We start from the raw sequence: 25,717 nt of genomic DNA on the forward strand, positions 1-25,717 counted from the left end.
CGGATTATAGGGGCGAAAACTTCGCCTGATATCGGGAAAGTCGAGCCCCTTTCCGCTGCCTTACCCGAGGTTCGCCGGGTCACGGTGGACGAGGCGGGCGAAGGCCAGCGGCTGGACAACTTCCTGATCCGCCTGCTCAAGGGCGTGCCCAAGACCTTGGTGTACCGGGTGATCCGCTCGGGCGAGGTGCGGGTGAACAAGGGCCGCGCGGCGGCCGACACCCGCCTGGCCCTCGGTGACGAGGTGCGGGTGCCGCCGGTGCGGGTGGCCGACCGCAGCCACAAGGCGCCTGCGCCCGCACGTGAATTTCCGGTGCTGTTCGAGGACGAGCACCTGCTGTGCGTGGACAAACCCGCGGGTGTGGCGGTGCACGGTGGCAGCGGCGTGAGTTTTGGCGTGATCGAGCAGCTGCGTCAGGCGCGGCCGCAGGCGAAGTTCCTGGAGCTGGTGCATCGGCTGGACAAGGAAACATCGGGCCTGCTGCTGATCGCCAAGAAGCGCAGCGCGCTCACCGCGCTGCAGGACCAGTTCCGCAGCCGGGAGACCGGCAAGACCTACGCGGCGCTGGTGCGTGGCAGCTGGCCGGCCAATCGCAAGGTCATCGACGTGGCGCTGCACAAGTTCCTCACCGGCGAGGGCGAGCGCCGGGTGCGGGCGGTGGACGCCGATGCCGACGAAGGCAAACGCTCCATCACGCTGGTGCAGGTGGTGCAAAGCCTGCGGGACTTCAGTTTGCTGGACGTGACCATCAAGACCGGCCGCACGCATCAGATCCGGGTGCATCTGGCGCATGAGGGCCATCCGATCGTGGGTGACGACAAATACGGCGACTTCGAGCTGAACAAGGCGTTGGCCCGCGGGCAGGCCGTGCCGGGTCTGCGGTTCGAGCGCATGTTCCTGCACGCCCGGCGGCTCGCCTTCGACCATCCGGCCAGTGGGGAACGCATCGAGCTGCACGCGGGCCTGCCGCCCGAGTGCGCCACACTCCTGAAACACCTATGAGCACCTCCCCGCGCCGCTTCGACCTGATCGTGTTCGACTGGGACGGCACGCTGTTCGATTCCACCGCGCTCATCGTGCACAGCATCCAGGCCGCCTGCCGCGACCTGGGCGTGGCGGTGCCGAGCGACCAGCGTGCCGCATACGTGATCGGCCTGGGCCTGCAGGACGCACTGCGGTATGCCGTGCCGGGGCTGCCCGCGTCGCGCTACCCCGAGCTGGGCGAGCGCTATCGCCACCACTACGTGGCGCAGCAGCATGCGCTCATGCTGTTCGACGGCGTGCTGCCGATGCTGCATGCGCTGAAGGCGCGTCACCACTGGCTGGCGGTGGCCACCGGCAAGAGCCGGCGCGGCCTCGACGAGGCGCTCAACACGGCGCAGCTCAAGGGTGTGTTCGACGGCACCCGCACCGCCGACGAAACCGCGTCCAAGCCCGATCCCACCATGCTGCTGGAACTGATGCGCGAGTTTGGCGCCGAGCCGCAACGCACCTTGATGGTCGGCGACACCACGCACGACCTGCAGCTGGCGCTCAACGCCGGCACGCCGCGTGTGGCGGTGAGCTACGGCGCCCACGAGCCGGGTGCCTTCCGTGCCTTCGAGCCGCTGCACATCGCCCACTCCACGCTGGACCTGCAGCAGTGGCTGCTCGCCCACGCCTGAATGCCATGCAGGCCGCCGACAAGGTTGCTGCTCCCGACCCTGGCCTGTGGCTGTGTGCCGGCAGTGCGCTACAAGACGGCGGCAAGGCCCTGGTTTTCGACGTGCTGGAATACGGTGCCCCGGCGCGCGCTTTTGCTTTGCGCTTCGGCGGCCGTGTGGTCTGTTACCTCAATCGCTGCCTGCACGTGCCGGTGGAACTCGACTGGCAGCCGGGTGAATTCCTCGACAGCGACCGGCGCTGGATCATCTGCTCCATCCACGGTGCCACCTACGAACCGTCGGACGGCCGCTGCGTGGGCGGGCCCTGCGGCCGCGGCCGCCTCGCACCCGTGCGGGTGGAGGAGCGTGACGGGCAGGTCTATTGGTATCCTTCCCGCGACATCCGGCCCGTGGCCATTGCCACGCCGGCTTCCCTGACGAAAGCTCCCGATGAACAGTGACGACGACACCCGCCCGGGCGACGCCACGGGCACGCCCGCGCCTATCCCCCCCGCTCCTGCGCCCAGCGCCGCCCGCCCGTCCGCGCCTGCGGCGGAGCCCGCTGCCACCGCCGTGAGCCGCTATGAGCCGGTGCTGGAACAGCTGGCGCGCGACATGTTGCGCGAGCGCCGCAGCGACCGGCGCTGGCGCCTGGTGGTGCGCTTGCTGTGGCTGGGCGTCTTCATGGCGGTGGCCTGGGCACTGCTGGCGCAGAAGGCGCATACCACCGCACCCAGCGGCCCGCACACCGCGCTGATCGAGGTGCGCGGCGAGATCGCCGGCGAGTCCGATGCGAGCGCCGAGAACCTGGTGGCCGCGCTCAAGAGCGCCTTTGAGGACCGCACGGCCCAGGCCGTGGTGTTGCGCTTCAACTCACCCGGCGGCAGCCCGGTGCAGGCCGGCATCGTCAACGACGAGATCCGGCGCCTGAAGGCCATCCACAAGAAGAAGGTGTACGCGGTGGTCGAGGAGATGTGCGCGTCGGGGGCCTACTACATCGCGGTGGCGGCGGACGAGATCTATGTCGACAAGGCCTCCATCGTCGGATCCATCGGCGTGCTGATGGACGGCTTTGGGTTCACCGGGGCCATGGAGAAGGTGGGCGTGGAACGCCGCCTGCTCACCGCCGGCGCCAACAAGGGCATGCTGGATCCGTTCTCTCCGGTCAAGCCGGAGCAGCTGGCGTTCGCGCAGGCCATGCTGGACCAGATCCACCAGCAGTTCATCAAGGTCGTCAAGGAAGGCCGTGGCTCGCGCCTGAAGGAGACGCCGGAAACCTTCTCCGGCCTGTTCTGGGACGGTGAGCAGGCGGTCAAGCAAGGCCTGGCCGACAAGTTCGGCAACCTGGACTACGTGGCCCGTGAAGTGGTCAAGGCCGAGGAGGTCGTGGACTACACGCCGAAGGAAAACGTGGCTGAACGCCTGGCCAAGCGCTTCGGTGCGTCCATCGGCGAGGGCGCGGTCAAGGCGCTGCACGCGATGGGCCGGCTGCGTTGAGCCCTGGCTGAAGAAGGATTCCTCATGAGCGCCCTTCATCCCCACTACGACGCCCTGGTCCAGCTGCACACGCGGATGCACCACCTCAGCCACCTGCAGTCCATCGCCTGGTGGGACCAGGCGTGCAACATGCCGCCCAAGGGCCAGCAGGCGCGTGCCGCCGCGCTGGCGGAGATTGCCGCGCTGCTGCATCGCATGGGCACCGATCCCCAGCTGGCAGCCCAGCTGCAGCGCGCCGAACAGGAGCCGCTGGACGAACTGCAGCGCGCCAACCTACGTGAGATGCAGCGCCAGTGGCGCAACGCGAACGCACTGCCCGAGTCGCTGGTGCAGGCCAAGACCCTGGCCACCTCGCGTTGCGAACACGCGTGGCGTCAGCAGCGGCCGGCCAACGACTGGACTGGCTTCCTGGAAAACTTTCGCCCGGTGCTGCGCGCAGCGCGTGAGGAGGCCGCACTGCTGGCCGCCCAGAGCGGCCTGCGCCCCTACGACGCCTTGATGGACCGCTACGAACCCGGCATGCGCAGCGAAACCGTGGAGCGGGTGTTTGGCGAGCTCAAGGGCTGGCTGCCCGGGCTGATCGCCCAGGTGACCGAGCGCCAGCAGCGCGAGCCGGTGCGCCGGCCCTCCGGCCCGTTCCCCAAGGCTGCACAACGCGCGCTCAGTCTCGACGTGATGCAGCTGCTGCAGTTCGACTTCGATGGCGGTCGGCTGGACGAAAGCACGCATCCGTTTTCCGGCGGTGTGCCGGAGGACGTGCGCCTGACCACGCGCTACGGCGAGAGCGACTTCGTGCAGAGCCTGATGGGCACCATCCACGAGACCGGCCATGCGCGCTACGAGCAGAACCTGCCGCGCGAGCTGCTGGGCCAGCCGATCGCGCAGGCGCGTTCCATGGCATTGCACGAGAGCCAAAGCCTGAGCTTCGAGATGCAGCTGGGCTGCAGCCGGCCGTTCGCCGGCCTGCTGGCGCCGCTGATGGCCCGCCACCTCGGCGCCGATCCGGCGTACGAGGCAGACAACCTGCACCGGCTGCTGACGCGCGTGCAGCCCGGTTTCATTCGGGTCGACGCCGACGAGGTCACCTACCCGGCCCACGTGATCCTGCGCTTCGAGATCGAGCGGGCGCTGATCGAGGGCGACATCGAGGCCGAGGACATCCCGGCGTTGTGGGACGAGCGCATGCAGGCGCTGCTGGGGGTGGACACGCGCGGCAACTACCGCAACGGCTGCCTGCAGGACGTGCACTGGCCGGAGGCGCTGTTCGGCTACTTCCCCTGCTACACGCTGGGGGCCATGTATGCGGCGCAATGGTTTGCCGCCATCCGGCGCCAGACGCCGGAGCTGGATGCGCGCATCGCGGCCGGCGACCTGTCACCGGTGTTCGACTGGCTGCGCGACAACATCTGGTCGCAAGGCAGCCGCTGGACCACCGACGAGCTGGCCGTGCGGGCCAGCGGCGAGCCGCTCAACCCGGCGCACTTCAGGGCGCACCTCGAAGCGCGCTACCTCGGCTGACGCGTCAGCCGCGGCCCGGCTGCGGCAGGGCCTGCTCCAGGTCGTTGAGTACCTCTTCCAGGCGCTTGACCGCGCGGCCCAGGCGCTGTGAAGGCCGGCGCTTTTCGATCAGGTGGCGCTGCGTGTCGTCCAGTACCGCATCGTTCAGCGTCACGCCGTGGCGTGCCAGCTGCCGGCCGAGCACCGTGCGGCGCGAGCGCAGCATCTCGCGCGTGCGCTGGTAGGCGTGTTCGGCCAGCACCCGGCGTTGCGACACGCTGAAGGTGTTGGCCAGGAACATCTCCGGATCGCGCTGGTCGGGCTCGAACAGCACGATGTCGACATGCGGGTGGCTGCGGTCGTAGCCCATCATGCCGAGCTCCAGCCGCGAGTGGATCAGCGAGCGGAAGGTCTGCGACAGCACCACCGGCAAGCCACCCTCCACCAGCCGGGGGATGCGTTCCTCGCCGCCGGACAGCACCCGGTGCTCCGGCGCCTGCTTGGCATTGAACGGCACCAGCGGGTTCAGGCAGAGCACCAGGTCCATGCCTTCGTCCAGCAGCACACGCGCATGCAGCGTCTTCTTCAGCGCGCCATCGACATAGAAATGCCCGTCGATCTCCACCGGCGGAAACAGGCCGGGCAGGGCAGCGCTGGCCTGCACCGCGCGTGAGATCGGCAGGTTGTCCCAACCCGGCTGGCCAAACGGTGCCGCCTGGCCGCTGTCCAGGTCGGTGGCCACCAGGACCAGCTTGCGCTTCAGGTCCTGGAACCGGTTGGTGCGCCCGGGCGCCGAGAACACACGCCGCAGCTGTGCTTCCAGCGGCGCGTTGGTGAACAGGCCGGTGGGCAGCGCCCGCCCCAGGCGCTCCACCGCGCCCAGCAGGGAGCGGCGCTTGAAGGCATATCGCAGAGCGGCCTGGGCGGCCAGGCCGGGCACCGTGGCCAGCCGCTGGGCGAACTCGCTCCAGGCGGGCCGCAGCAACAGGGACGGACGGAACACATCGGCCTGCGCCCCGTCGTTCTCGATGAAGGAGGCGCAGAGTTCGCGCGGCCGCATGCCGTTGGCCAGCCCGGCGGCGATGAAACCGCCGGCCGACACGCCCACGTAGCAGTCGAGGTCGGCGAAGTCCAGGCCCTGCAGCGCTTCGTCCAGCGCGCAGAGCGCGCCGATTTCGTAGATGGCGCCCAGCGGGCCGCCGCCGGCCAGGGCGAGGCCGATGCGCGAGGGCGAACGGGTGCGGGACGGGGAACGAGAACGAGAGGGATGCGACGACATGCGGACCAGTCTAGGCAGCGGCGTGCCCGGAGCTTTTGACGCGCGGCTCTAAACCGGCTCGGGATTCACCCTCTCCGCACAAACGACAAGGGGGCGCGCTGCGCCCCCTGGAGACCGGCGATACGGCGATCAGGCCGCAGCCGACTTGCGGGCCGCGGCGCGCTTGCCTGCGGGCTTGGCAACGCCATTCGCCTTCGCGGCCGGCTTGGCCGGGGTGCTGGCCGCGCGCGGCGCCTTCGACAGCTTGGCCACTTGCGCGCTCAGCTCGTCCACCCGCTGCACCAGCGCGTCGATGTCCTTGCTGGAGGGCACGCCCAGCTTGTTCAGCGCCTTGGACACGCGGTCCTCGAAGATGGACTCGAGCTTGTCCCACTGCTGGCCGGCCTTGCTGGTCACACCTTCGGCCAGGTTGCTCATCTTGCCGGTGACGTCGCCGATGCGCTCTTCGGCCACGGCCTGCGTCTTGCGCTGCAGGCTCACGCCTTCCTTGACCAGCGCTTCGAAGACCTTGCCGCCTTCTTCCTGCGCCTTGGCAAAGGCGCCCAGGCCGGCCAGCCAGATCTGCTGGGCCGAATCCTTCACCGTCTGCGCGATCTGGCTGTCGAGCAAACCTGCGGCCGACACCGTCTTCTTTTCTGCCATCTTCTGAAGCTTCTTGACCATGATGCGATTCCTCTGTCGTTCCATCACCGGGTGGGCGCAGCGCCACGACCTGCACGCCGCATGCTGTGCACTATAGGCAGCGCCCTTGGAGCGCACAGCCTAATTGTCTAGTGAGCGGGCTCTATGGTGACGCAGCGACGAACCCCCTCGGCTTGGGGTTAGCGCGCAGCGGGGCCACAGGGCGGCTTGGTCAGAATAGGCGGCTCACCCATATCCAATCAACCCGAGGAGGATCCCCGCATGCAGTATTTCGTGACAGGCGCCACCGGTTTCATCGGCAAACGGCTGGTCAAGGCACTGCTGGCCCGCCGCGGCGCCACGGTGTACTTTCTGCTGCGGCGCGAAAGTGAAGGCAAGGTGCCCGAGCTGCTCGAGTATTGGAGTGCCGGCAAGGGCCGCGCGGTGCCGATCTACGGGGACCTCACCGGCAAGAAGCTGGGCGTGTCCGCCGAGGACGTGAAGGCGCTCAAGGGCAGCGTCGACATGATGTACCACCTGGCCGCGGTGTACGACCTGGGCGCGGACGAAGAGTCGCAGGTGCAGGTGAACATCGAGGGCACGCGCAATGCGGTGGAGTTCGCCAAGGCAATCGACGCCGGGCACTTCCATCATGTGTCGTCCATCGCGGCTGCAGGTCTGTACGAGGGCGTCTTCCGGGAGGACATGTTCGAGGAAGCGGAAGGCCTGGACCATCCGTACTTCATGACCAAGCACGAGAGCGAGAAGATCGTTCGCAAGGAGTGCAAGGTGCCGTGGACGGTGTATCGCCCCGCGATGGTGGTGGGCGATTCGGCCACCGGCGAGATGGACAAGATCGACGGCCCGTACTACTTCTTCAAGCTGATCCAGCGCATGCGCCAGATCCTGCCGCCGTGGATGCCGTCGGTGGGCCTGGAGGGCGGGCGCGTCAACATCGTGCCGGTGGACTACGTGGTGGCCGCACTCGACGCGATCAGCCACGCCAAGGCCGAGCTCAACAAGCGCTGCTTCCACCTGGTGGACCCGCAGGGCTATCGCGTGGGCGACGTGCTGGACATCTTCTCCAAGGCGGCGCATGCGCCGAAGATGAACCTGTTCATCAACGCGGCGCTGCTGGGGTTCATTCCGCGCAGCGTGAAGAAGGGCATGATGGCCCTGGCGCCGGTGCGCCGCGTGCGCAACGCGGTGATGAAGGACCTGGGGCTGCCGGAGGACATCCTCACCTTCGTCAACTACCCGACGCGCTTCGACAGTCGCGAGACGCAGGCCATCCTGAAGGGCACGGGCATCGAGGTGCCCAACCTGAAGGACTACGCCTGGCGCCTGTGGGACTACTGGGAGCGCCACCTCGACCCCGACCTGCTGATCGACCGGTCCCTGAAGGGCGCGGTGGGCGGCAAGGTGGTGCTGGTGACCGGTGGCTCCTCCGGCATCGGCCTGGCGGCGGCGAAGAAGTTTGCGGAAGCGGGCGCCATCACGGTGATCTGCGCGCGCGACGAGGCCAAGCTCGCCGAAGCCAGGAAGGAGATCCTGCAGCACGCCGGCAAGGACGCGCAGGTTGTCACCTACTCGGCCGACATCGCCAACGAGCAGAGCTGCGGCGAACTGGTGCAGTGGCTGTCCGACACCTATGGCGGCGTGGACTTCCTGATCAACAACGCCGGGCGCTCCATCCGCCGTGCGATCGAGTCGAGCTACGACCGCTTCCACGACTACGAACGGACCATGCAGCTGAACTACTTCGGCTGCCTGCGCGTCACCATGGGCCTGCTGCCCGGCATGGTGGCCAAGCGCAAGGGCCATGTGGTGAACATCAGCTCGATCGGCGTGCTGACCAACGCACCGCGCTTCTCGGCCTACGTGGCCAGCAAGGCCGCGCTGGACGCGTGGACGCGTTGCGCGTCCAGCGAGTTCGCCGACCAGGGCATCACCTTCACCACCATCAACATGCCGCTGGTGCGCACGCCGATGATCGCGCCCACCAAGATCTACCAGAACGTGCCCACACTGGCGCCGGAAGAGGCAGCCGACATGATCGCGCAGGCCTGCGTGTACAAGCCGGTGCGCATCGCCACCCGGCTGGGCATCACCGGCCAGGTGCTGCATGCACTGCTGCCGCGGGTGGCGCAGATCATGATGAACACCAGCTTCCGCATGTTCCCGGACAGCGATGCCGCCAAGGGCGAGAAGGGCAAGCCGACGCTGTCGCCCGAAGCCATCGCCCTGCAGCAGATGATGCGCGGCATCCATTTCTGACAAACAGGACGCGGAAGCGTCCAGTTTGTCGGCGCTGCGTTCGACGGAGCGGCCTGGCGGCTGTCCGTCAACTGGCGCCTGAGCCGGCCCGCGCTGGGCGCGGGCGGCTCAATGGGGGTGCTGTGCGTGGGTGTGCGGGGTGGCCAGTTCCGACTTCGCTTGGCGCAGCACGCTGATCGATGCGCTGAGCGCCAGCAGGGCCATCGCGGCAGCGACCAGCAGGTCTGGCCAGGCGCTTCCGGTGCCGAAGACGCCGAGCGCGGCCAAGCCGACGGCCACGTTGCCCAGCGCATCGTTGCGAGTGCACAGCCAGACCGACCGCATGTTGGCGTCGCCCTCGCGCCAGGCGTAGAGCAACACGGCGACGCCGACGTTCACCGCCAGCGCCAGCACGGCGACAACGCCCATGGTGGCCGGCTCCGGCACCTGGCCGCTGGTCCAGGCCCAGATGGCGCGGCCCAGCACCAGCACGCCAAATGCGCCCATGGAGGCGGCTTTCACCTGCGCCGCACGGGCGCGCGCCACCACACCCATGGCGAGTACCGCCAACGACAGCCCGTAGTTGGCCGCGTCGCCGGCAAAGTCCACCGCGTCGGCCAGCAGGGACACCGAGCCGGACCGCACGCCGGCACCCACCTCCAGGAGGAACATCGCTGCGTTCAGCAGCAGGGCGATCCACAACACCCGCCGATAGCGGGGATCGTTGGCCCGCGAGGGCGGGGCTTCATGGTGGCAGCAGTGAGCAGACATGCGGGCATTGCAAAGCATGAAGTCACTTCAGGGTCAAGCGCGTAGACTGGCCCTGCTCGCGAAAGGGTTGGCATGAAGATCGGGGAACTGGCTGCTGCCGCCGGGATGCCGGTGGAAACCGTGCGCTTCTACGAAAAGCAGGGGCTGCTGCCGGCGCCGACCCGCGCTGGCAACAACTACCGGCGCTACGACGCCCAAGCCTTGCAGCGCTTGAGGTTCATCGGCAATTGCCGGGCGCTGGACATGAGCCTGGAGGAGGTGCGCATCCTGCTGCAGTTCATCGACCAGCCGAGCGCCGATTGCTCGCCCGTGGATGCACTGGTGGCCGAACACCTGCAGCATGTGCGCGAGCGCATGGCGGAACTGAAGGCGCTGGAGCACCAGCTGAAGCTGTTGCAGTCGGCCTGCGGGCATGCGGCGCCGCACGAGGTGTGCGGCATCGTGCTGGCGCTGTCAGAAGGCGCCGGCGTTGGGCCGGCGCGCCGAGGCGTGCACAGCCAGCGCTGAGGGGCTTTTAGTTCGCCTTCTGGATCTGCGTGACGGTGTAGGCGCCGTCGACCTTTTCCACCGTGAAGCGAACACGGTCGCCAACGGCGAACTGGCTCAGCAGCGCGGCGTCCTTCATCCGGAACGCCATCGTCATGGGCGGCATGTCCAGGTTCTTGATCTCGCCGTGCTTGAGCGTGATCTTCTGCTGCGCGGGATCGATCTTGCGAACCTCACCCTCGGTGGTGGGCGCCTGCGCCCAGGCAGCCACGGCGGCGCCCGTCAGGGAAGCCAGGAGAATGAGTTGCCGAATGCGGGTCTTCATCCTGGTTCAACGTCCGGTGCCCGGCGGGAGAGGACACGCGCCTGCGCCAGTAACCATGATGATGGCGTGCCCGCGGCCGATTTCAAGCGGCCGTTTCAGTTGTTCACCGGCGGCCGTCCCTACAATCGGCCGCAGTTTCGCCTTCCCCGCACGCCATGAGCACTCCTGCCGCCGCCGAACACGACCTGGCCCACATCACGCCGCGCGAAAAAGCGGAGATCCTGGCCCAGGCGCTGCCTTACATCCGCCGTTTCCATGGCCGCACGCTGGTCATCAAGTACGGCGGCAATGCCATGACCGACCCGGCCCTGCAGCAGGATTTCGCCGAGGACGTGGTGCTGCTCAAGCTGGTAGGCATGAACCCGGTGGTGGTGCACGGCGGGGGCCCGCAGATCGACGAGGCGCTGGCCAAGATCGGCAAGAAGGGCACCTTCATCCAGGGCATGCGCGTCACCGACGAGGAGACGATGGAAGTCGTGGAATGGGTGCTGGGCGGCGAGGTGCAGCAGGACATCGTGGGCCTGATCAACCATGCCGGCGGCAAGGCGGTAGGCCTCACAGGCCGCGACGGCGGGCTGATCCGGGCGCGCAAGCTGAAGATGGTCGACAAGGACGACCCCAACAAGACGCACGACGTCGGCCAGGTGGGCGAAATCGCGTCCATCGACCCCAGCGTGGTGAAGGCGCTGCAGGACGACCAGTTCATCCCCGTCATCAGCCCGATCGGTTTCGGCGAGGACAACGAGAGCTACAACATCAATGCCGACCTCGTGGCCGGCAAGCTGGCCGAGGTGCTGCGCGCCGAGAAGCTGCTGCTGCTCACCAACACGCCGGGCGTGCTGAACAAGGCGGGCCAGTTGCTCACCGACCTGTCGGCGCGCGAGATCGACGAGCTGTTCGCTGACGGCACCATTTCCGGCGGCATGCTGCCCAAGATTGCGTCGGCGCTGGACGCCGCCAAGAGCGGCGTGAACACGGTGCACATCATCGACGGCCGGGTGCCGCATGCGCTGCTGCTGGAAGTGCTGTCCGACCAGGCCTACGGCACGATGATCCGCTCGCATTGAGCACCGTGCCCGCGGGCCGGACGGTCTGGCTGTTCGACCTGGACAACACGCTGCACGACGCGTCCAGTTCGGCCTTCCGCCTGCTGGACCGTTCGATGAGCGACTACATCCAGCAAACGCTCGCCATGACGGCCGATGAGGCCGACCGATTGCGCCGCCATTACTGGCAGCGCTACGGCGCCACCTTGCTGGGCCTGGTCCGCCACCACGGCGTCAAGGCGCCGCACTTCCTGGACCACACCCACCGCATGCCCGGGCTGGAAGGCATGCTCAAAGGCCATCCGCATGACTTTGCCGCGCTGCGCACTTTGCCGGGCCGCAAGTACATCCTGACCAACGCGCCGCGCGCGTACACCGAGCGGGTGTTGCGCACGCTGGGCATCGGGCACCTGTTCGACGGCGTGATCACCATCGAGGGCATGCGCATGTTCGGCCACTGGCGTCCGAAGCCGGACACCCGCATGTTCCGCCGCCTGGCGGCGCAGCTGGGGGTGCGGCCCGCGCAGTGCGTGCTGGTGGAAGACACCCTGGCGCACCAGAAGGCGGCACGCGGCCTGGGCTTTCGAACCGTGTGGATGCAGCGCTGGATGAAAACTAATGCGCACAGACCCGAAGTTGGTGTTTACCTGCTGCGCAGGCCGACATACGTGTGTGCCAGAATCACTTCGCTACAACAGTTGCGAAAGCGCGTGCGCCGATGACCGACCTGCCCGACCCAGACGGCCCAGGCGAGGGGCTGCAAGACGCCCAGGCGCTGGTCACCGACCCGCCCGACGAGGCTGCTGCCGCCGGCACGCGCAAGCGGCCCAAGCCGGGCGAGCGGCGTGTGCAGATCCTGCAGACGCTGGCCTCCATGCTGGAACAACCCGGCGCAGAGCGCATCACCACCGCCGCGCTGGCCGCCAAGTTGCAGGTCTCCGAAGCGGCGCTGTACCGCCACTTCGCCAGCAAGGCGCAGATGTTCGAAGGGCTGATCGAGTTCATCGAGTCCAGCCTATTCACCCTGATCAACCAGATCGGCGAGCGCGAAGCCGACGGCGCCCAGCAGGCGCGTCGCATCGTGACCGTGGTGCTCCAGTTCGGCGAAAAGAACCCCGGCATGACCCGCGTCATGGTCGGCGACGCGCTGGTCTTCGAGCACGAGCGCCTGCTGGCACGCATGAACCAGTTCTTCGAGCGCGTCGAGTCCGCGCTGCGGCAGAGCATGCGCCTGCAGGCCGAAGCGGCCGGCGCCGCCATGCCCACGGTGCAGGCCAACGCCCAGGCCTCCGTCATCACGGCCTTCGTGGTCGGCCGCCTGCAGCGTTATGCCCGCTCCGGCTTCAAGCGCAGCCCCACCGAACAACTGGACGCCGCGCTGCAGCTGCTGACGTCCTGATCCCCGCCTGCGAGCCACTGAATGCTCACCGTTGAGGCCGGTGGCGAGCCGCTGCAATTGCTGCCGGAGAAGGCCGCCTTCCTGCCCGCGCACGGCGCGCTGCTGGTGGCCGACGTGCACATCGGCAAGGCCGTGTCCTTCCGGCGCTGGGGCGTGCCGGTGCCGCGTGGTACGACCACCGACACCCTGCAGCGCCTGTCCTTGCTGATCGAGCAACTGCCGGTGAGGCGCCTGGTGTTCCTGGGCGACTTCCTGCATTCCGAGCGCGCTCATGCGCCCGCCACGCTGGCGGCCCTGGCCCGGTGGCGTGAGCGGCATGCGCGGCTGGCCGTGACGCTGGTGCGCGGCAACCACGACCTGCGCGCTGGCGATCCACCGGCGGCGCTCGGCATCGAGGTGGTGGACGAGCCCTTGCGGCTGGGCGGCCTGGCCTTGTGCCACCATCCGCAACCGGTGGCGCACGCCTATGCCTTGGCAGGCCATCTGCATCCCTGCGTGGCCGTCGGCCGCGGGCTGGACCGCCTGCGCCTGCCGTGCTTCTGGCTGCGTCCGGCGCTGGGTGTCCTCCCGGCCTTCGGCGCCTTCACCGGCATGCATGCGGTGCATGCCGACGACGAAGACCGCGTCTTTGCCGTGGCCGAACAGCGTGTGCTGGCGGTGGCCTGAGCTGGCTACACTGCCCCGCTGCCCGCCATGACCATGCCGAACTCCCCCGCCTTCGAACGACTGATCGCCCGCGCCGAAACCGTGCTGTCGCGCCTGGAGGCCCTGCTGCCCCATGCGCCGGCGGCGCCCGACTGGGCCGCCTCGGTCGCGTTCCGCTATCGCAAGCGCGGCGGTTCGGGTGTGGTGGAGCCGGTGCGCCACGTGGCCACCATCCGCCTGGCCGACCTGAAGGAGATCGAGCCGCAGAAGGAGCGGCTGGTGCGCAACACCGAGCAGTTCGTGCAGGGGCGCCCTGCCAACAATGTGCTGCTCACCGGCGCCCGTGGCACCGGCAAGAGCTCGCTCATCAAGGCCTGCCTGAACGAATACGCCGGGCAGGGCCTGCGCCTGATCGAGGTGGACAAGGCCGACATGGTGGACCTGCCGGACATCGTGCACCTGGTGGCGCAGCGCCCCGAGCGCTTCATCGTGTTCTGCGATGACTTGAGCTTCGACGAGGGCGAGCCCGGCTACAAGGCGCTGAAGTCCATGCTGGACGGCTCGGTGGCGCAGGCCAGCGAAAACCTGCTGATCTACGCCACCAGCAACCGCCGCCACCTGCTGCCCGAGTACATGAAGGAGAACCTGTCCTACACCCACACCGACGATGGCGAGGTGCATCCGGGTGAGGTGGTGGAGGAAAAGATCTCCTTGTCCGAACGCTTCGGCCTGTGGATCAGCTTCTATCCTTTCAGCCAGGCCGAATACCTGGCGATCGCCGCGCAGTGGTTGCGCCATTTCGGCGTGGCGGAAGAGGCCATCACGGCGGCGCGCAGCGAGTGCCTGGTGTGGGCGCTGGAGCGCGGGTCTCGTTCCGGCCGGGTGGCCTACCAGTTCGCGCGCGACTTCGCCGGACGGGGTGGGGCGCCCGCCGCGGCGGCCGCGCCTGTGCCCTCGGGCGATGACGCGCCCCAGGGCTGGACCATGTCTGAGGGGCTGCGCACGCCGGTGGAAGTGGCGGTCGGCGTGCTGATCCAGCGCTCGGCCGACGGCACCGAGGGCCGCTTCCTGCTGACCTCCCGTCCGGAAGGCAAGCCCTACGCCGGCTACTGGGAATTCCCGGGCGGCAAGCTGGAAGCCGGCGAAACGGTGGAACAGGCCTTGCGGCGCGAGTTGCACGAGGAACTCGGCATCACGATCGGACCGGTACACGCCTGGAAGGTCGAGGTGTTCGACTATCCGCATGCCCTGGTGCGCCTGAATTTCTGCAAGGTGTACGACTGGCAGGGCGAGTTCGAGATGCGCGAGGGCCAGCAGATGGCCTGGAGCGGCCTGCCGGTCACGGTGGCCCCGGTGCTGCCCGGCACCGTGCCGGTATTGCGCTGGTTTGCTGCCGAACGCGGTTTCACCGGCGACACCCACACCGACTGACTACACTGGCCGGATGAACTGGCTGGATGCAGTGAAGTGGGATCGTGACGGCCTGGTGCCGGTGATCGCGCAGGAGCAGGGCAGCGGCGACGTGCTGATGTTCGCCTGGATGAACCGCGAGGCGCTCGCGCGCACGGCGGAGCGGGGCGAGGCGGTGTACTGGAGCCGCTCGCGCCAGCGCCTGTGGCACAAGGGCGAGGAATCCGGCCACATCCAGAAGGTGCACGAGATGCGGCTGGACTGCGACAACGACGTGGTGCTGCTCAAGGTGACGCAGCTGGGGCATGAGCCGGGCATCGCCTGCCACACCGGGCGTCACGCTTGCTTCTTCCAGCGGTACGAAGATGGCGCCTGGAAAGCCGTGGACCCCGTGCTGAAGGATCCGGAGAGCATCTACAAGTGACTGCAAGCAACGACACCCTGGCCCGCCTGGCCGCCATCATCGAATCGCGCAAGAGCGCCGACCCGGACACCAGCTACGTCGCGCGCCTGTTCCACAAGGGCACCGACGCCATCCTGAAGAAGGTGGGCGAAGAGGCCACGGAAACCGTGATGGCCGCCAAGGACGGCGACGCGAAGAAGATCGTCTACGAGGTGGCCGACCTCTGGTTCCATTCGATGATTGCGCTGGCCCAGTTCGGGCTCAAGCCGGCCGACGTGCTGGCGGAGCTGGAGCGGCGCGAAGGGCTGTCCGGCCTGGAAGAGTTCGCCCTGCGCAAGGCGGAACAACGCGACGGAGAAGAGCAGCGATGAACGAAGCGATCGACCTGGACCAGCGCGCCGAATCGCTCAAGACGATCGGCCACGTCAGCTACCTGCTGCACACCATCGTGGCGGTGGGTGCGGTGCTTCCGGGCACCCAGCCGGGTGTGTTCCTGTTGCTGGTGGCCTTCATCATCGACCTGGTGAAGAAGGACGATGCCGCCGGCACCTGGCAGGAGTCGCACTTCCGCTGGCGCATCCGCTCGGTGCTGTGGGCCGGCGGGCTGTACCTGATCACGACACCGCTGTGGCTGCTGTTCTTCATTCCCGGATGGATCGCCTGGACGGTGATTTCGGTGTGGTTCCTCTACCGCGTGGTGCGTGGCTGGTTGAACCTGCGGGACAACAAACCGATGGTGAGCTGAATGGATTGCATCTTCTGCAAGATCGTCGCGGGTGACATTCCTTCGAAGAAGGTCCACGAGGACGACGAGTTCTTTGCCTTCCATGACATCCGCCCGGCCGCACCGGTGCACTTCATGGTCATTCCGAAGCGCCACGTCGCCTCCCTGCTGCATGTGCAGCCCGGCGACGAGGCGATGCTGGGGCGCCTGATGGCGCTGGTGCCGGTGCTGGCGCGCCAGGAGGGCCTGGGCGGCGGCTTCAAGACGGCCATCAACACCGGCCGCGACGGCGGCCAGGAAGTGGACCATTTGCACGTTCACGTGCTCGGCGGGCGCCGCACCTAGCCCTGGAAACCGGCACAGGCAGCCCCACCTCTTAAAATCACTCGCTTGTCCTTCAGGAGAACGTCATGGGTTCCTTCAGCATCTGGCACTGGTTGATCGTCCTTCTGGTCGTCGTGCTGATCTTCGGCACCAAGAAGCTCAAGAACATCGGTTCCGACTTGGGCGGCGCGGTGCACGGCTTCAAGGAAGGCGTGAAGGGCGGTTCCGCCGGCACGCCGGAGACCCCGGTTCCGCCGAACCAGCAGGTCACTTCGTCGGCCACGAAGGCCAACGACCCCAACACGGTGGACGTGGAAGCGAAAACCAGGTCGTGATCGACTTCGGCTTCGACAAGCTGGCGCTCATCGGCGCGGTGGCGCTCATCGTCATCGGGCCGGAAAAGCTGCCGCGCGTGGCGCGCACGGTGGGCCACCTGATCGGCAAGGCGCAGCGCTATGTGGCCGACGTCAAGGCCGAAGTCAACCGCTCCATCGAGCTCGAAGAGCTCAAGAAGATGAAGACGCAGTTCGAGGACGCGGCGCGCGACGTCGAGTCCAGCGTCAACCAGACCATCCACCAGACGGCCGCCGAGATCGAGCAGGGCTGGAAGGACACACCGTCCTATTCCAACGACGGCCTGCCGGCCCCGCCGATCACCTACAAGCGGCCCAAGAAGAATTGGCGCTTGAAGCGCGGCACCCTGCCGCACTGGTACAAGCAGCGCCAGGGCATCCGCTCCAAGGCGCAATCGGGCGCCGCGCGCGTGGCGCGGTTCCGGCCTCCGCGCCACCCCTGACCCATGACCGCACCCAGCGACGGCCCCGACGAACTGGAAGGGACCGAACAGCCCTTCGTCTCGCACCTGATCGAGCTGCGCGATCGCCTGATCCGCGCCCTCATCGCGGTGGGCGTGGCCTTCGGCCTGCTGTGTGTCTGGCCGTCACCCGGCGGGCTGTATGACCTGCTGGCCGCGCCGCTGGTGGCCACCTTGCCCGCAGGCGCCACCCTGATCGCCACCAACGTGATCTCGCCGTTCCTGGTGCCGCTGAAGATCACGCTCCTGGCCGCGTTCCTGCTGGCGCTGCCGGTGGTGCTGTACCAGGTGTGGGCCTTCGTTGCGCCCGGTCTGTACAGCCATGAGAAGAAGCTGGTGCTGCCGCTGGTGGTGTCCAGCACGCTGCTGTTCTTCCTGGGCGTGGGGTTCTGCTATTTCTTCGTGTTCGGCAAGGTGTTCGCCTTCATCCAGGGTTTTGCGCCCAAGAGCATCACCGCGGCGCCGGACATCGAGGCTTATCTGGGTTTTGTGCTGAGCATGTTCCTCGCCTTCGGCGCGGCCTTCGAGGTGCCCATAGCGGTGGTGGTGCTCGCGCGCGCGGGCATCGTCAGCATCGAGAAGCTCAAGGCCTTCCGCTCGTACTTCATCGTGCTGGCCTTTATCGTGGCGGCCGTGCTGACGCCGCCCGACGTGGTGTCGCAGCTGTCGCTGGCCATTCCGATGTGCCTGCTCTACGAAGTGGGCATCTGGGCGGCGCAGATCTTCATCAAGCACACCCAGCCGGCCGAGGAAGCCGGCGCCTGAGCCGCGCTCAGGGTTCGTCGCGCTTGGCCGGCTGAGGCGCCGGCCGCTGCGCCACACGAACCTTCAGCTCCAGCGCCTTGTCGCCCCGCTGCACGCCGATCACCGCGTCGCTTTTCGGCTTGAGTGCCGCCACGGCGTTGAGCAGCTGGGCGGTGTTGTTCACCGGCTGTTCGCCGATCTTTACCACCACGTCGCCCGGGCGCATGCCGCCCTTGCTGGCGGGGCCGTCCTGCAGCACGCCGGTGATCAGCACACCCTGGCGCACCGGCAGCTTGAAGTTCTCGGCGAACTCGGGCGTCAGGTCGCGCGGCTCCACGCCGATCCAGCCGCGCGTGACACGGCCCTCGCGGATCAGGCCGTCCATCACTTGATGCGCAATGTCGGCGGGAATGGCGAAGCCGATGCCCAGGCTGCCGCCGGTGCGCGAGAAGATGGCGGTATTGATGCCCACCAGGTTGCCGTTCACGTCCACCAGCGCACCGCCGGAATTGCCGGGATTGATGGCGGCGTCGGTCTGGATGAAGTTCTCGAAGGTGTTGATGCCCAGCTGGTTGCGGCCCAGCGCGCTCACGATGCCGGAGGTGACGGTCTGGCCCACGTTGAACGGGTTGCCGATCGCCAGCACCACGTCGCCCACCTGTAGCTGCTGCACATTGCCCACGCGCACCACCGGCAGCTTGTCCAGCGCGATCTTCAGCACCGCCACGTCGGTTTCCGGATCGGTGCCCACGAGCTTGGCGCGCGCCTGGCGGCCGTCGGCCAGCTGCACTTCGATGTCGGCCGCACCCTCGATCACATGGTTGTTGGTGAGCAGGTAACCGTCGGCCGACACGATGACGCCAGAGCCGAGGCCGACCTGCGGCTGCAGTTGCTGCTGGTTGCGGTCGCCGAAGAAGAAGCGGAACCACGGGTCTTCGCCGTGCGGGTGGCGCGACATGGCCTTGCTGGCGGCGATGGACACCACCGCCGGCGCCGCGGTGCGGGCCGCGGCGCTGTAGCCGCTGGGCGCCACGCCGCCGCCCACCACCGGCATCACCGGCGCCACCGACACCGCGTCGGGCAGCAGGCGGCTGTTTTGGGCCCGCTGCAGCCACTGCGGCTTGAGCGTGGCAATCACAAAAAGCACGGCCACCGCGACGGTCACCGCTTGCGAGAAAATCAGCCAGGTCTTGCGCATGTTGAGCGCACCCCACGCCATGCCAGTTGCCCGCACCGACATCGATGCCCACCTCAACCAGCTCCTGGTTGTGGAGCGCTTCAAGGATTATGGGCCGAACGGCCTGCAGGTCGAGGGCCCTCCATACGAGACGCTGCAGGCGCTGGCCGAGGCCGCCTCCGCTGCACTTTGCAGGCCGGCCACGGTGGTGCCGGGCGGCGGTCGGCCGCTGCGCCGAATCGCTTGGTGCACCGGCGGTGCGCAGGGCTACTTCGAGGACGCGATCGCGTTCATCACCGGCGAGATCGCTGAACCGCAAACCCACTACGCGCGGGAGACCGGCGTGGCTTTCCTGGCCTGCGGCCACCATGCGACAGAACGTTATGGCGTGCAGGCCGTCGGCGAACACCTGGCGCAGCAGTACGGCCTGCCGCGCCGTGTCATCGACATCGAGAACCCGGCATGAGCGCACCAGTCGCCACGTCGCCAGGCGCGCCCTGGCTGGGCATCACGATGGGCGACCCCTGCGGCATCGGGCCGGAGATCGTCGCGCAGGCCATTGCCGACGGGCGGGCCGGCCGCTGCGTGGTGATCGGCGACGTGGCGGTGATGCGCCGCGCGCTGCGCCAGCTGGGCCGCGAGCTGCCGGTGGCTCAGTTGCACGAGTTGGTCGATGCCGCGCAGTGCCCGCCGGCGTGCCTGCCGGTCTGGGTTCCGCCCGGGTTGCCCGAGGGCCTGGTGGCATTGCCCATGGGGCAGGTGAATGACGCCGCCGGGGCGGCCGCGGCGTGCTGCATTGAAGCCGGTGCACGGGCGGCGATGGCAGGGCGCATCGGCGCGCTGGTCACGGCACCGGTCCACAAGGAAGCGCTGGCGGCGGCGGGTGTGCCCTATCCGGGCCACACCGAGATGCTGCAGGCGCTGGCTGCCGCACCCGGCGGGGCCCTGCCACCGGTGCGCATGATGCTCGCCAACGACGAGCTGCGCACGGTGCTGGTCACCATCCACCTGTCGCTGCGCAAGGCGATCGACCAGGTGACCTTCGACGCGGTGCTGCAATCGCTGCGCATCGCGCATGCGGCCGCGGCCCGCTGGGGCCAGCCGCAACCGCGCATCGCAGTGGCCGGCCTGAACCCGCATGCCGGGGAGGGCGGGCTGTTCGGCGACGAGGAGCTGCGCATCATCGGCCCGGCGGTCCAGGCGGCCCGCGCCGAGGGCATCGACGCGAGCGGGCCCTACGCGCCGGACACGGTGTTCATGCGCGCGCGCCACGCGCCGCCCGCACACCCGGGCGAGTTCGACATCGTGGTGGCGATGACACACGACCACGGCCTGATCCCGGTGAAGTACCTGGGCGTGGAGCAGGGTGTCAACGTGACGCTGGGGCTGCCCTTCGTGCGCACCAGCCCGGACCACGGCACGGCCTTCGACATTGCGGGCAAGGGCGTGGCCGATGCAGCCAGCCTGGTGGCGGCGGTGCACATGGCCCGCCGGCTGAGCCGCGGATAGGTCGCCGCGCGCGTTCAGTGCCGGGTGCTGACCGCGCCGCTGGTGCTCAACGCGGCCAGCTGGCGCCGCGCCCGCGCGGTGGCGCGCTCGATCAGGTAGGCGTTCTCGAAGGCACGCATGCGGCCGGTTTCGCACAGCCGCACCAGCATCCGGTGCGTGAGCGAGATCGTCTTCTGGTGCTTCTTGCCACGGGTGAAGACGAAGAACGCGCGCCCCGGGCTCACGTAGCTCAGGCGCACCTTCTGCCACTGGCCTTCCACATGCATCTGGTAGGCAAAACCGAGCTGCACATGGTCCGCCAGTGATGCGCCCTGGGTCGGTTCGGTGGGTTCGGCCGCCGGCAGGCCGTCGATGTTGATGTCCACCTCGGTGAGCGCGGGCTCGGCGGAGAGGTCGATATCGACCTGGCCGCTCCAGTCCACCGAGCTTTCGGCCACCAGGCCCACCTGTGCCGCCTCGGCCGCGGTGAAAGCGAGGTCGGGCACCACCTGGTCCAGCACCGGCAGCACACCGGCCGGCGGCAGGTCCCCGGGCTTGGGCAAGGGCGCACCGAGGATGGTGTCCAGCTGCTTGACCAGCAGGTTGTAGTCCAGCTGGCGCATGGACTGGCCCTTGAGCGATTCGGCGTGCGCGGGCAGCAGCTGCGCGAAGAACGATTTCTTCGCGCTCTCCGGCCAGCCGATGGTGGCCAGGCCTTCGTTCAGGTCCTTCATCAGCTGCGGCAGCTGCAGCAGAAAGGCCTTGCGGTCGGCCGGCGCGCCCTTGGGCTGCACGCTCATCACCAGGTCGCGGCCGGCGCGGCGCAGCTTGTCGGCCAGCGCGCCGCCATCGTCCTTGCGCTGCGCCTGCACGATGGCCTGGCTCCACACCTGCGCGAGGAAGTCGCGCAGGAAGTCGTGCATCTCCACCGCGGCCAGTGCGGCCTGCAGCTGCTGCATGTAGCGCTGCTGCTGCAGCAGCTCGCTTTCCTTGCGTTGCAGCAGCGTGGCGGCGTCGCCCTGCTCGCGGACCTCCGCTTCCGTCTGCTCGGCAATGAAGTTCTCGAGCGACGCCAGCTTGCGCTCGTAGACCTCCATCTGGTCGAAGTCGCCGGTGACGATCTCCTGCACCAGCTCCTTCACCAGGCCGAGGAAGTGCTGGCCCGGGCCGTCGTTGAAATCCTCGAAGGCGCAGGCCAGCGACGCGATGCGGTTGACGAATCGCCGCACCGGATGCCGGCGCGAGGAGAAGAAGCTCACGTCGCCCAGCGCCACCCGCAGCACCGGCAGCTGCAGCCGGGCGATCTGGCGCGCCATCTGCGGCGGCACCTTGGGATCGGACAAGATCTGGTCGAACAGGCTGCCGACCACGTCGATCACCATGTGGTCGAGCGTGCCGGTGGAGGCCTGGCGCAGCTCGTCGCGGTGCTGGACGATCAGGTTGGGCAGGGACAGAGGCAGCGTGCTGCCGCCGGCCGTTGCACCCGCTGCGGTGCTGCGGAAACCGTCAGCGCCCACGCCGCCGCCGCTGGCGCCCGGGTCCGGCACATTGCCGAGGAAGGCCAGGCGCCGGATCAGCGTCATCAGCTGGGCGTCCACCTGCCCGAAGGTGCCGGAGCGTGCGCCATGCCCCGAGCCGCCGCCCCATTGGCTGCCCAGCCCCTGGCGCCCGGTGCTGCCCGGCCCGCCCTGGCGCGTCGAGGCGCCCGAGGTGCTGAGCGGGATGGAGCCGCTTTCGGTGGCCAGCCCCAGCGTGTCGCCGGGCTCATTGCCCGAGCCGCCGCCGTGGCCGGAGAAGCTGCTGCGCGCGCCGGAGGTGGGGCGCAGCGTGAGGCTGAGCGGCTGCACGCCGGCCGAACGCAGGTCGTTCACGATGTCGGCGTAGGCGGTGCGGATCAAGCCGGTGAGGCCACGGCCGATCTCGAGGGTGAGCAGCTTGCGCACCTCAGGCCGCTCGGACACGACTTCGGTGCCCGCCACCAGCGCCAGGCCCACCGCTTCCGGGCGCAGCGGGTTGCGCTCATGGTCGGGGCGCGACAGCTGCAGCAGCGAGCCCATGTAGGCATCCAGCTCCCGCAGTTCCCACTCGCTGTCATGCAGGATCGTCAGGCTGAAGCGGTCGGCCATCACCTGCGCTTCGACCTCGTGGTCGCCCACCAGGCTGAGCGACTCCCAGGGCAGCTTGCCGAAGTTGGTGGGCGGGCTGTCGCTGCCGCGTGGGGCAGTTGCACGCGCGACGCGGCGGTCCAGGGTGTCATTGAAGGTGGTGGTGAACTGCGCCAGCCGCTTGTTCAGTTCGAACTGCGCGCTCAGCAGGTCATCGCGTTCGCGCACGCTGGTGGCCGACAGTGCCGCCAGGCCGAGGCTGTCCACCGAGCGCTCCGCCGCGAGGCGGGCCGCCTGCTTGATACGCTGCAGCGCCGCCTGCAAGGCGGCTTGGTAACGCGGGAGTGGCAGGTTCATCGGGGCCGGGGGATCGGACGGCGGCAGCACAGGCCGCCACCTCTGTGGAATCGGCAGGTGGTGCGGAAACTACAGAAGTATGGGGCCAAAACGCCGGCGAACGCGGCGCCCGCGTCGCGCCCCGGGCGACGGGTGTGCCTGCTAGCGCGCGCGTATCGCGTCGCGGATCTCGCGCAACAGCCGCACCTCCTCCGGGTCCGCCGGGGGGGCGGCCGCGGGGGCTTCATGGCGGCGCAGCCGGTTGATCTGCTTGACCATGAGAAAGATCACGAACGCGAGGATGAGGAAGTTCAGCGCCACGGTGAGGAAGTTGCCGTAGGCGAAGACGGCGCCCATCTTCTTGGCTTCGGCCAGTGTCGTGGCCGTCTGGCCCGCCAGCGGAACGAAGTAGTTGGAGAAGTCCAGGCCACCGAACACCCGGCTCACCAACGGCATGATGATGTCGCCCACCAGCGAGTCGACGATCTTGCCGAATGCGCCGCCGATGATCACGCCGACCGCGAGGTCGACGACGTTGCCCTTGATCGCGAACTGCCTGAACTCGCTGGCGAATCCCATGGTGTGCTCCTCCTGGTGGTGCGGGCCAGTATGCCCCTTGACGCGTCCGTTAGAATTCTGGGTTGCCCCTGATCAGAAAAGACTCCCTTTCAAGGATCGTTCATGAGTAAGCCGCAAGTCGACCAAGGCCGCCGCACGTGGGTGGCGATCGCATGTGGTGCCGGCGCCGTGGGTGGCGTGGCCACTGCCGTGCCGTTCGTCTCCAGCTTCCAGCCGTCAGAGCGCGCGCGCGCCGCCGGCGCGGCGGTGGAGGTGGACATCAGCGACCTGAAGCCGGGCGAGAAGAAGACGGTGGAATGGCGGGGCAAGCCGGTGTGGATCATCCGCCGCACGCCGGAGATGCTGGCTTCGCTGAAGAAGACCGATGCCCTGGTGGCCGATCCGAAGTCCGAACGCAAGCCGGACGAGATCACGCCGATGCCGGACACGCGCAACGAATACCGCTCGATCAAGCCCGACGTGCTGGTGGTGGTGGGCATCTGCTCGCACCTGGGCTGCTCGCCGTCCGATCGCTTCACCCCGGGCGCACAGCCTTCCCTGCCCGACGACTGGCAAGGCGGCTTCCTCTGCCCCTGCCACGGCTCCACCTTCGACCTGGCCGGCCGTGTCTACAAAAACAAGCCGGCGCCGGACAACCTCGAAGTGCCGCCCTACACCTTCCTCGCCGACAACAAGCTGTTGATCGGTGAAGCGAAGAAGGCCTGAAGCGCATCGAGGTGACGAACCATGGCTGAATACAAAGAACTCCCCGCCAATGCGCCCACCGGCGCCAAGCTGCTGAACTGGATCGACAACCGGTTCCCGCTGTCCAAGCTCTACAACGAGCACGTCGGCGAGTACTACGCGCCGAAGAACTTCAACTTCTGGTACATCTTCGGCTCGCTGGCGCTGCTGGTGCTGGTGATCCAGATCGTCACCGGCATCTTCCTCGTGATGCACTACAAGCCCGATGCGAACCTCGCGTTCGCCTCGGTCGAGTACATCATGCGCGACGTGCCCTGGGGCTGGCTCATCCGCTACATGCACTCCACCGGCGCCTCGGCGTTCTTCGTGGTGGTGTACCTGCACATGTTCCGCGGCCTGCTGTACGGCTCCTACCGCAAGCCGCGCGAGCTGGTGTGGATCTTCGGCTGCGCGATCTTCCTGTGCCTGATGGCCGAAGCCTTCTTCGGCTACCTGCTGCCCTGGGGCCAGATGTCGTACTGGGGCGCCCAGGTGATCGTGAACCTGTTCGCCGCCGTGCCGTTCATCGGCCCGGACCTGGCGCTGCTGATCCGCGGCGACTACGTGGTGAGCGACGCCACGCTGAACCGCTTCTTCAGCTTCCACGTGATCGCGATCCCGCTGGTGCTGATCGGCCTGGTGGTGGCGCACATCATCGCGCTGCACGAAGTGGGCTCCAACAACCCGGACGGCGTGGAGATCAAGAAGCACAAGGATGCGCTCGGCCGCCCGCTGGACGGCATTCCCTTCCACCCTTACTACACGGTGCACGATATCTTCGGCACCAGCGTGTTCCTGATGGTGTTCAGCGCGATCATCTTCTTCGCGCCGGAGCTGGGTGGCTACTTCCTCGAGTACAACAACTTCATCCCGGCCGACCCGCTGAAGACCCCCGCGCACATCGCGCCGGTGTGGTACTTCACGCCGTTCTATTCGATGCTGCGCGCCACCACGGACGACATGGTCAACGTGCTGTGCGTGATCGTCGGACTGTCGGCGCTGGTGACCTTTGCCAAGAGCCGGCTGTCGATGGTGGGCAAGGTGGCGGTGCTGGTCGGCGCTGCCGTGGCCATCTTCCTGCTCAAGACCTTCGACGCGAAGTTCTGGGGCGTGGTGATCATGGGCGGCGCGGTCATCATCCTGTTCTTCCTGCCCTGGCTGGACAAGAGCCCGGCCAAGTCGATCCGCTATCGCCCGAAGTGGCACATGTGGCTGTACCTGGTGTTCGTGGCGTTCTTCATCGCGCTGGCCTACCTGGGCATCCAGCCGCCGTCCACCATCGGGACCATCATTGCGCAGATCGGTACCGTCTTCTATTTCGGCTTCTTCCTGCTGATGCCCTGGTGGAGCCAGCTGGGCCGGTTCTCGCCGGTGCCTGACCGCGTCGTCTACCACGCCCACTGACGCGAGCCGGAGTGACACGAA

General features: G+C 67.9%; 30 protein-coding genes and 1 pseudogene. 24 read left to right on the top strand and 7 right to left on the bottom strand.

Annotated features, from left to right (window positions below; genetic code table 11):
- The first annotated feature begins 30 nt into the window (after positions 1-30).
- From VPH43_RS09660 to VPH43_RS09680, 5 genes are read left to right on the top strand one after another with little or no spacing between them, the layout of a single operon-like run.
- Positions 31-1,002 (top strand): RluA family pseudouridine synthase, encoded by a 972-nt coding sequence (locus VPH43_RS09660; protein ID WP_442909261.1) that lies wholly within the window; start codon positions 31-33, stop codon positions 1,000-1,002.
- Positions 999-1,664, top strand: a complete 666-nt coding sequence (locus VPH43_RS09665; RefSeq protein WP_328577478.1) for an HAD family hydrolase — start codon at positions 999-1,001, stop codon at positions 1,662-1,664. The genes VPH43_RS09660 and VPH43_RS09665 overlap by 4 nt, the downstream gene beginning before the upstream one ends.
- Before the next feature lie 5 nt (positions 1,665-1,669).
- Entirely contained in the window at positions 1,670-2,104 is a 435-nt protein-coding gene (locus VPH43_RS09670; RefSeq protein ID WP_328577479.1) for a Rieske (2Fe-2S) protein, read from the top strand.
- Complete coding sequence (locus VPH43_RS09675; protein ID WP_328577480.1) at positions 2,094-3,140, top strand: S49 family peptidase; 1,047 nt, start codon at positions 2,094-2,096, stop codon at positions 3,138-3,140. The genes VPH43_RS09670 and VPH43_RS09675 overlap by 11 nt, the downstream gene beginning before the upstream one ends.
- A gap of 24 nt (positions 3,141-3,164) precedes the next feature.
- Positions 3,165-4,658 carry a carboxypeptidase M32 gene (locus tag VPH43_RS09680; RefSeq protein ID WP_328577481.1) on the top strand — a complete coding sequence of 498 codons (1,494 nt, stop codon included), beginning with the start codon at positions 3,165-3,167 and terminating at the stop codon, positions 4,656-4,658.
- A gap of 4 nt (positions 4,659-4,662) precedes the next feature.
- Here VPH43_RS09680 and VPH43_RS09685 read toward each other — a convergent pair whose 3' ends face one another.
- Both VPH43_RS09685 and VPH43_RS09690 read right to left on the bottom strand, forming a co-directional pair.
- The gene (locus tag VPH43_RS09685) at positions 4,663-5,916 is read right to left on the bottom strand and encodes a patatin-like phospholipase family protein (protein ID WP_328577482.1); all 1,254 of its coding nucleotides are present in this window, start codon (positions 5,914-5,916) and stop codon (positions 4,663-4,665) included.
- A 129-nt stretch (positions 5,917-6,045) separates the two neighbouring features.
- Positions 6,046-6,579 (bottom strand): phasin family protein, encoded by a 534-nt coding sequence (locus VPH43_RS09690; protein WP_328577483.1) that lies wholly within the window; start codon positions 6,577-6,579, stop codon positions 6,046-6,048.
- A 240-nt stretch (positions 6,580-6,819) separates the two neighbouring features.
- On the opposite strand from VPH43_RS09690, the gene VPH43_RS09695 reads away from it, so the two are divergent.
- The gene (locus tag VPH43_RS09695; protein WP_328577484.1) at positions 6,820-8,814 is read left to right on the top strand and encodes an SDR family oxidoreductase; all 1,995 of its coding nucleotides are present in this window, start codon (positions 6,820-6,822) and stop codon (positions 8,812-8,814) included.
- Positions 8,815-8,922: 108 nt separating this feature from the next.
- Here VPH43_RS09695 and VPH43_RS09700 read toward each other — a convergent pair whose 3' ends face one another.
- Positions 8,923-9,564 (bottom strand): cation transporter, encoded by a 642-nt coding sequence (locus tag VPH43_RS09700; RefSeq protein ID WP_328577485.1) that lies wholly within the window; start codon positions 9,562-9,564, stop codon positions 8,923-8,925.
- 72 nt (positions 9,565-9,636) lie between these two features.
- On the opposite strand from VPH43_RS09700, the gene VPH43_RS09705 reads away from it, so the two are divergent.
- Positions 9,637-10,071, top strand: a complete 435-nt coding sequence (locus VPH43_RS09705; protein ID WP_328577486.1) for a Cd(II)/Pb(II)-responsive transcriptional regulator — start codon at positions 9,637-9,639, stop codon at positions 10,069-10,071.
- A gap of 7 nt (positions 10,072-10,078) precedes the next feature.
- On the opposite strand, the gene VPH43_RS09710 is transcribed toward VPH43_RS09705, so the two are convergent.
- On the bottom strand, positions 10,079-10,375 hold the full coding sequence (locus VPH43_RS09710) for a copper-binding protein (protein ID WP_328577487.1): 297 nt from the start codon (positions 10,373-10,375) through the stop codon (positions 10,079-10,081).
- A gap of 155 nt (positions 10,376-10,530) precedes the next feature.
- Here VPH43_RS09710 and argB point away from each other — a divergent pair, with 155 nt between their 5' ends.
- From argB to tatC, 13 genes and pseudogenes are all read left to right on the top strand, one after another.
- Entirely contained in the window at positions 10,531-11,442 is a 912-nt protein-coding gene (gene argB / locus VPH43_RS09715) for an acetylglutamate kinase (RefSeq protein WP_328577488.1), read from the top strand.
- Between the two features lie 5 nt (positions 11,443-11,447).
- Entirely contained in the window at positions 11,448-12,143 is a 696-nt protein-coding gene (locus VPH43_RS09720) for a pyrimidine 5'-nucleotidase (protein ID WP_328577848.1), read from the top strand.
- A complete protein-coding gene (gene slmA, locus VPH43_RS09725; RefSeq protein ID WP_328577489.1) occupies positions 12,140-12,820 on the top strand; it encodes a nucleoid occlusion factor SlmA in 681 nt (226 codons plus the stop codon). Before VPH43_RS09720 ends, slmA begins: the two co-directional genes overlap by 4 nt.
- A gap of 21 nt (positions 12,821-12,841) precedes the next feature.
- A complete protein-coding gene (gene pdeM, locus VPH43_RS09730) occupies positions 12,842-13,486 on the top strand; it encodes a ligase-associated DNA damage response endonuclease PdeM (protein WP_328577490.1) in 645 nt (214 codons plus the stop codon).
- Between the two features lie 33 nt (positions 13,487-13,519).
- Positions 13,520-14,398 (top strand): annotated as a pseudogene (locus VPH43_RS09735) (ATP-binding protein); the annotation flags it as partial.
- 51 nt (positions 14,399-14,449) lie between these two features.
- A complete protein-coding gene (locus VPH43_RS09740) occupies positions 14,450-14,896 on the top strand; it encodes an NUDIX domain-containing protein (protein WP_328577849.1) in 447 nt (148 codons plus the stop codon).
- Between the two features lie 13 nt (positions 14,897-14,909).
- Positions 14,910-15,299, top strand: coding sequence for a phosphoribosyl-AMP cyclohydrolase (gene hisI, locus VPH43_RS09745; RefSeq protein ID WP_328577491.1), 390 nt, complete (start codon positions 14,910-14,912; stop codon positions 15,297-15,299).
- Positions 15,296-15,649 carry a phosphoribosyl-ATP diphosphatase gene (locus VPH43_RS09750; protein WP_328577492.1) on the top strand — a complete coding sequence of 118 codons (354 nt, stop codon included), beginning with the start codon at positions 15,296-15,298 and terminating at the stop codon, positions 15,647-15,649. The genes hisI and VPH43_RS09750 overlap by 4 nt, the downstream gene beginning before the upstream one ends.
- On the top strand, positions 15,646-16,023 hold the full coding sequence (locus tag VPH43_RS09755) for a DUF4870 family protein (protein ID WP_328577493.1): 378 nt from the start codon (positions 15,646-15,648) through the stop codon (positions 16,021-16,023). The genes VPH43_RS09750 and VPH43_RS09755 overlap by 4 nt, the downstream gene beginning before the upstream one ends.
- Positions 16,024-16,347: a histidine triad nucleotide-binding protein gene (locus VPH43_RS09760; RefSeq protein ID WP_328577494.1), complete on the top strand. Its 324-nt coding sequence runs from the start codon at positions 16,024-16,026 to the stop codon at positions 16,345-16,347.
- A 65-nt stretch (positions 16,348-16,412) separates the two neighbouring features.
- On the top strand, positions 16,413-16,661 hold the full coding sequence (gene tatA, locus VPH43_RS09765; RefSeq protein WP_328577495.1) for a Sec-independent protein translocase subunit TatA: 249 nt from the start codon (positions 16,413-16,415) through the stop codon (positions 16,659-16,661).
- On the top strand, positions 16,658-17,122 hold the full coding sequence (gene tatB, locus VPH43_RS09770; protein ID WP_328577496.1) for a Sec-independent protein translocase protein TatB: 465 nt from the start codon (positions 16,658-16,660) through the stop codon (positions 17,120-17,122). The genes tatA and tatB overlap by 4 nt, the downstream gene beginning before the upstream one ends.
- Positions 17,123-17,125: 3 nt before the next feature.
- Positions 17,126-17,905, top strand: a complete 780-nt coding sequence (gene tatC / locus VPH43_RS09775) for a twin-arginine translocase subunit TatC (RefSeq protein WP_328577497.1) — start codon at positions 17,126-17,128, stop codon at positions 17,903-17,905.
- 7 nt (positions 17,906-17,912) lie between these two features.
- On the opposite strand, the gene VPH43_RS09780 is transcribed toward tatC, so the two are convergent.
- Positions 17,913-19,082: a S1C family serine protease gene (locus tag VPH43_RS09780; protein ID WP_328577498.1), complete on the bottom strand. Its 1,170-nt coding sequence runs from the start codon at positions 19,080-19,082 to the stop codon at positions 17,913-17,915.
- Here VPH43_RS09780 and VPH43_RS09785 point away from each other — a divergent pair.
- The gene (locus VPH43_RS09785) at positions 19,081-19,527 is read left to right on the top strand and encodes a Nif3-like dinuclear metal center hexameric protein (protein ID WP_442909262.1); all 447 of its coding nucleotides are present in this window, start codon (positions 19,081-19,083) and stop codon (positions 19,525-19,527) included. The genes VPH43_RS09780 and VPH43_RS09785 overlap by 2 nt on opposite strands.
- Positions 19,524-20,570 (top strand): 4-hydroxythreonine-4-phosphate dehydrogenase PdxA, encoded by a 1,047-nt coding sequence (gene pdxA / locus VPH43_RS09790; RefSeq protein ID WP_328577499.1) that lies wholly within the window; start codon positions 19,524-19,526, stop codon positions 20,568-20,570. Before VPH43_RS09785 ends, pdxA begins: the two co-directional genes overlap by 4 nt.
- Before the next feature lie 14 nt (positions 20,571-20,584).
- Here the strand turns inward: pdxA and VPH43_RS09795 are convergent, their stop codons facing one another.
- Entirely contained in the window at positions 20,585-23,011 is a 2,427-nt protein-coding gene (locus VPH43_RS09795) for a DUF1631 family protein (RefSeq protein WP_328577500.1), read from the bottom strand.
- Positions 23,012-23,152: 141 nt separating this feature from the next.
- Entirely contained in the window at positions 23,153-23,569 is a 417-nt protein-coding gene (mscL, locus tag VPH43_RS09800; protein ID WP_328577501.1) for a large conductance mechanosensitive channel protein MscL, read from the bottom strand.
- A gap of 102 nt (positions 23,570-23,671) precedes the next feature.
- Here mscL and petA point away from each other — a divergent pair, with 102 nt between their 5' ends.
- Both petA and VPH43_RS09810 read left to right on the top strand, forming a co-directional pair.
- Positions 23,672-24,274, top strand: coding sequence for a ubiquinol-cytochrome c reductase iron-sulfur subunit (petA, locus tag VPH43_RS09805; RefSeq protein WP_328577502.1), 603 nt, complete (start codon positions 23,672-23,674; stop codon positions 24,272-24,274).
- A gap of 21 nt (positions 24,275-24,295) precedes the next feature.
- Positions 24,296-25,696, top strand: coding sequence for a cytochrome b (locus tag VPH43_RS09810; RefSeq protein WP_328577503.1), 1,401 nt, complete (start codon positions 24,296-24,298; stop codon positions 25,694-25,696).
- Positions 25,697-25,717: the final 21 nt, after the last annotated feature.

The organism is Ideonella sp. BN130291, assembly GCF_036231905.1.
Lineage (GTDB): Bacteria > Pseudomonadota > Gammaproteobacteria > Burkholderiales > Burkholderiaceae_C > CAMLIZ01.

Bases quoted from the DNA above. Each gene is read 5' to 3' on its own strand.
- VPH43_RS09690 (WP_328577483.1), bottom strand. From the start codon at position 6,579: ATGGTCAAGAAGCTTCAGAAGATGGCAGAAAAGAAGACGGTGTCGGCC.
- VPH43_RS09740 (WP_328577849.1), top strand. From the start codon at position 14,450: ATGTCTGAGGGGCTGCGCACGCCGGTGGAAGTGGCGGTCGGCGTGCTG.
- petA (WP_328577502.1), top strand. From the start codon at position 23,672: ATGAGTAAGCCGCAAGTCGACCAAGGCCGCCGCACGTGGGTGGCGATC.
- mscL (WP_328577501.1), bottom strand. From the start codon at position 23,569: ATGGGATTCGCCAGCGAGTTCAGGCAGTTCGCGATCAAGGGCAACGTC.
- VPH43_RS09700 (WP_328577485.1), bottom strand. From the start codon at position 9,564: ATGTCTGCTCACTGCTGCCACCATGAAGCCCCGCCCTCGCGGGCCAAC.
- pdxA (WP_328577499.1), top strand. From the start codon at position 19,524: ATGAGCGCACCAGTCGCCACGTCGCCAGGCGCGCCCTGGCTGGGCATC.
- VPH43_RS09695 (WP_328577484.1), top strand. From the start codon at position 6,820: ATGCAGTATTTCGTGACAGGCGCCACCGGTTTCATCGGCAAACGGCTG.
- VPH43_RS09665 (WP_328577478.1), top strand. From the start codon at position 999: ATGAGCACCTCCCCGCGCCGCTTCGACCTGATCGTGTTCGACTGGGAC.
- VPH43_RS09685 (WP_328577482.1), bottom strand. From the start codon at position 5,916: ATGTCGTCGCATCCCTCTCGTTCTCGTTCCCCGTCCCGCACCCGTTCG.
- argB (WP_328577488.1), top strand. From the start codon at position 10,531: ATGAGCACTCCTGCCGCCGCCGAACACGACCTGGCCCACATCACGCCG.
- VPH43_RS09675 (WP_328577480.1), top strand. From the start codon at position 2,094: ATGAACAGTGACGACGACACCCGCCCGGGCGACGCCACGGGCACGCCC.
- tatA (WP_328577495.1), top strand. From the start codon at position 16,413: ATGGGTTCCTTCAGCATCTGGCACTGGTTGATCGTCCTTCTGGTCGTC.
- hisI (WP_328577491.1), top strand. From the start codon at position 14,910: ATGAACTGGCTGGATGCAGTGAAGTGGGATCGTGACGGCCTGGTGCCG.
- VPH43_RS09680 (WP_328577481.1), top strand. From the start codon at position 3,165: ATGAGCGCCCTTCATCCCCACTACGACGCCCTGGTCCAGCTGCACACG.
- VPH43_RS09710 (WP_328577487.1), bottom strand. From the start codon at position 10,375: ATGAAGACCCGCATTCGGCAACTCATTCTCCTGGCTTCCCTGACGGGC.
- VPH43_RS09780 (WP_328577498.1), bottom strand. From the start codon at position 19,082: ATGCGCAAGACCTGGCTGATTTTCTCGCAAGCGGTGACCGTCGCGGTG.
- VPH43_RS09795 (WP_328577500.1), bottom strand. From the start codon at position 23,011: ATGAACCTGCCACTCCCGCGTTACCAAGCCGCCTTGCAGGCGGCGCTG.
- VPH43_RS09705 (WP_328577486.1), top strand. From the start codon at position 9,637: ATGAAGATCGGGGAACTGGCTGCTGCCGCCGGGATGCCGGTGGAAACC.
- VPH43_RS09760 (WP_328577494.1), top strand. From the start codon at position 16,024: ATGGATTGCATCTTCTGCAAGATCGTCGCGGGTGACATTCCTTCGAAG.
- VPH43_RS09785 (WP_442909262.1), top strand. From the start codon at position 19,081: ATGTTGAGCGCACCCCACGCCATGCCAGTTGCCCGCACCGACATCGAT.
- tatC (WP_328577497.1), top strand. From the start codon at position 17,126: ATGACCGCACCCAGCGACGGCCCCGACGAACTGGAAGGGACCGAACAG.
- pdeM (WP_328577490.1), top strand. From the start codon at position 12,842: ATGCTCACCGTTGAGGCCGGTGGCGAGCCGCTGCAATTGCTGCCGGAG.
- slmA (WP_328577489.1), top strand. From the start codon at position 12,140: ATGACCGACCTGCCCGACCCAGACGGCCCAGGCGAGGGGCTGCAAGAC.
- VPH43_RS09755 (WP_328577493.1), top strand. From the start codon at position 15,646: ATGAACGAAGCGATCGACCTGGACCAGCGCGCCGAATCGCTCAAGACG.
- VPH43_RS09810 (WP_328577503.1), top strand. From the start codon at position 24,296: ATGGCTGAATACAAAGAACTCCCCGCCAATGCGCCCACCGGCGCCAAG.
- VPH43_RS09670 (WP_328577479.1), top strand. From the start codon at position 1,670: ATGCAGGCCGCCGACAAGGTTGCTGCTCCCGACCCTGGCCTGTGGCTG.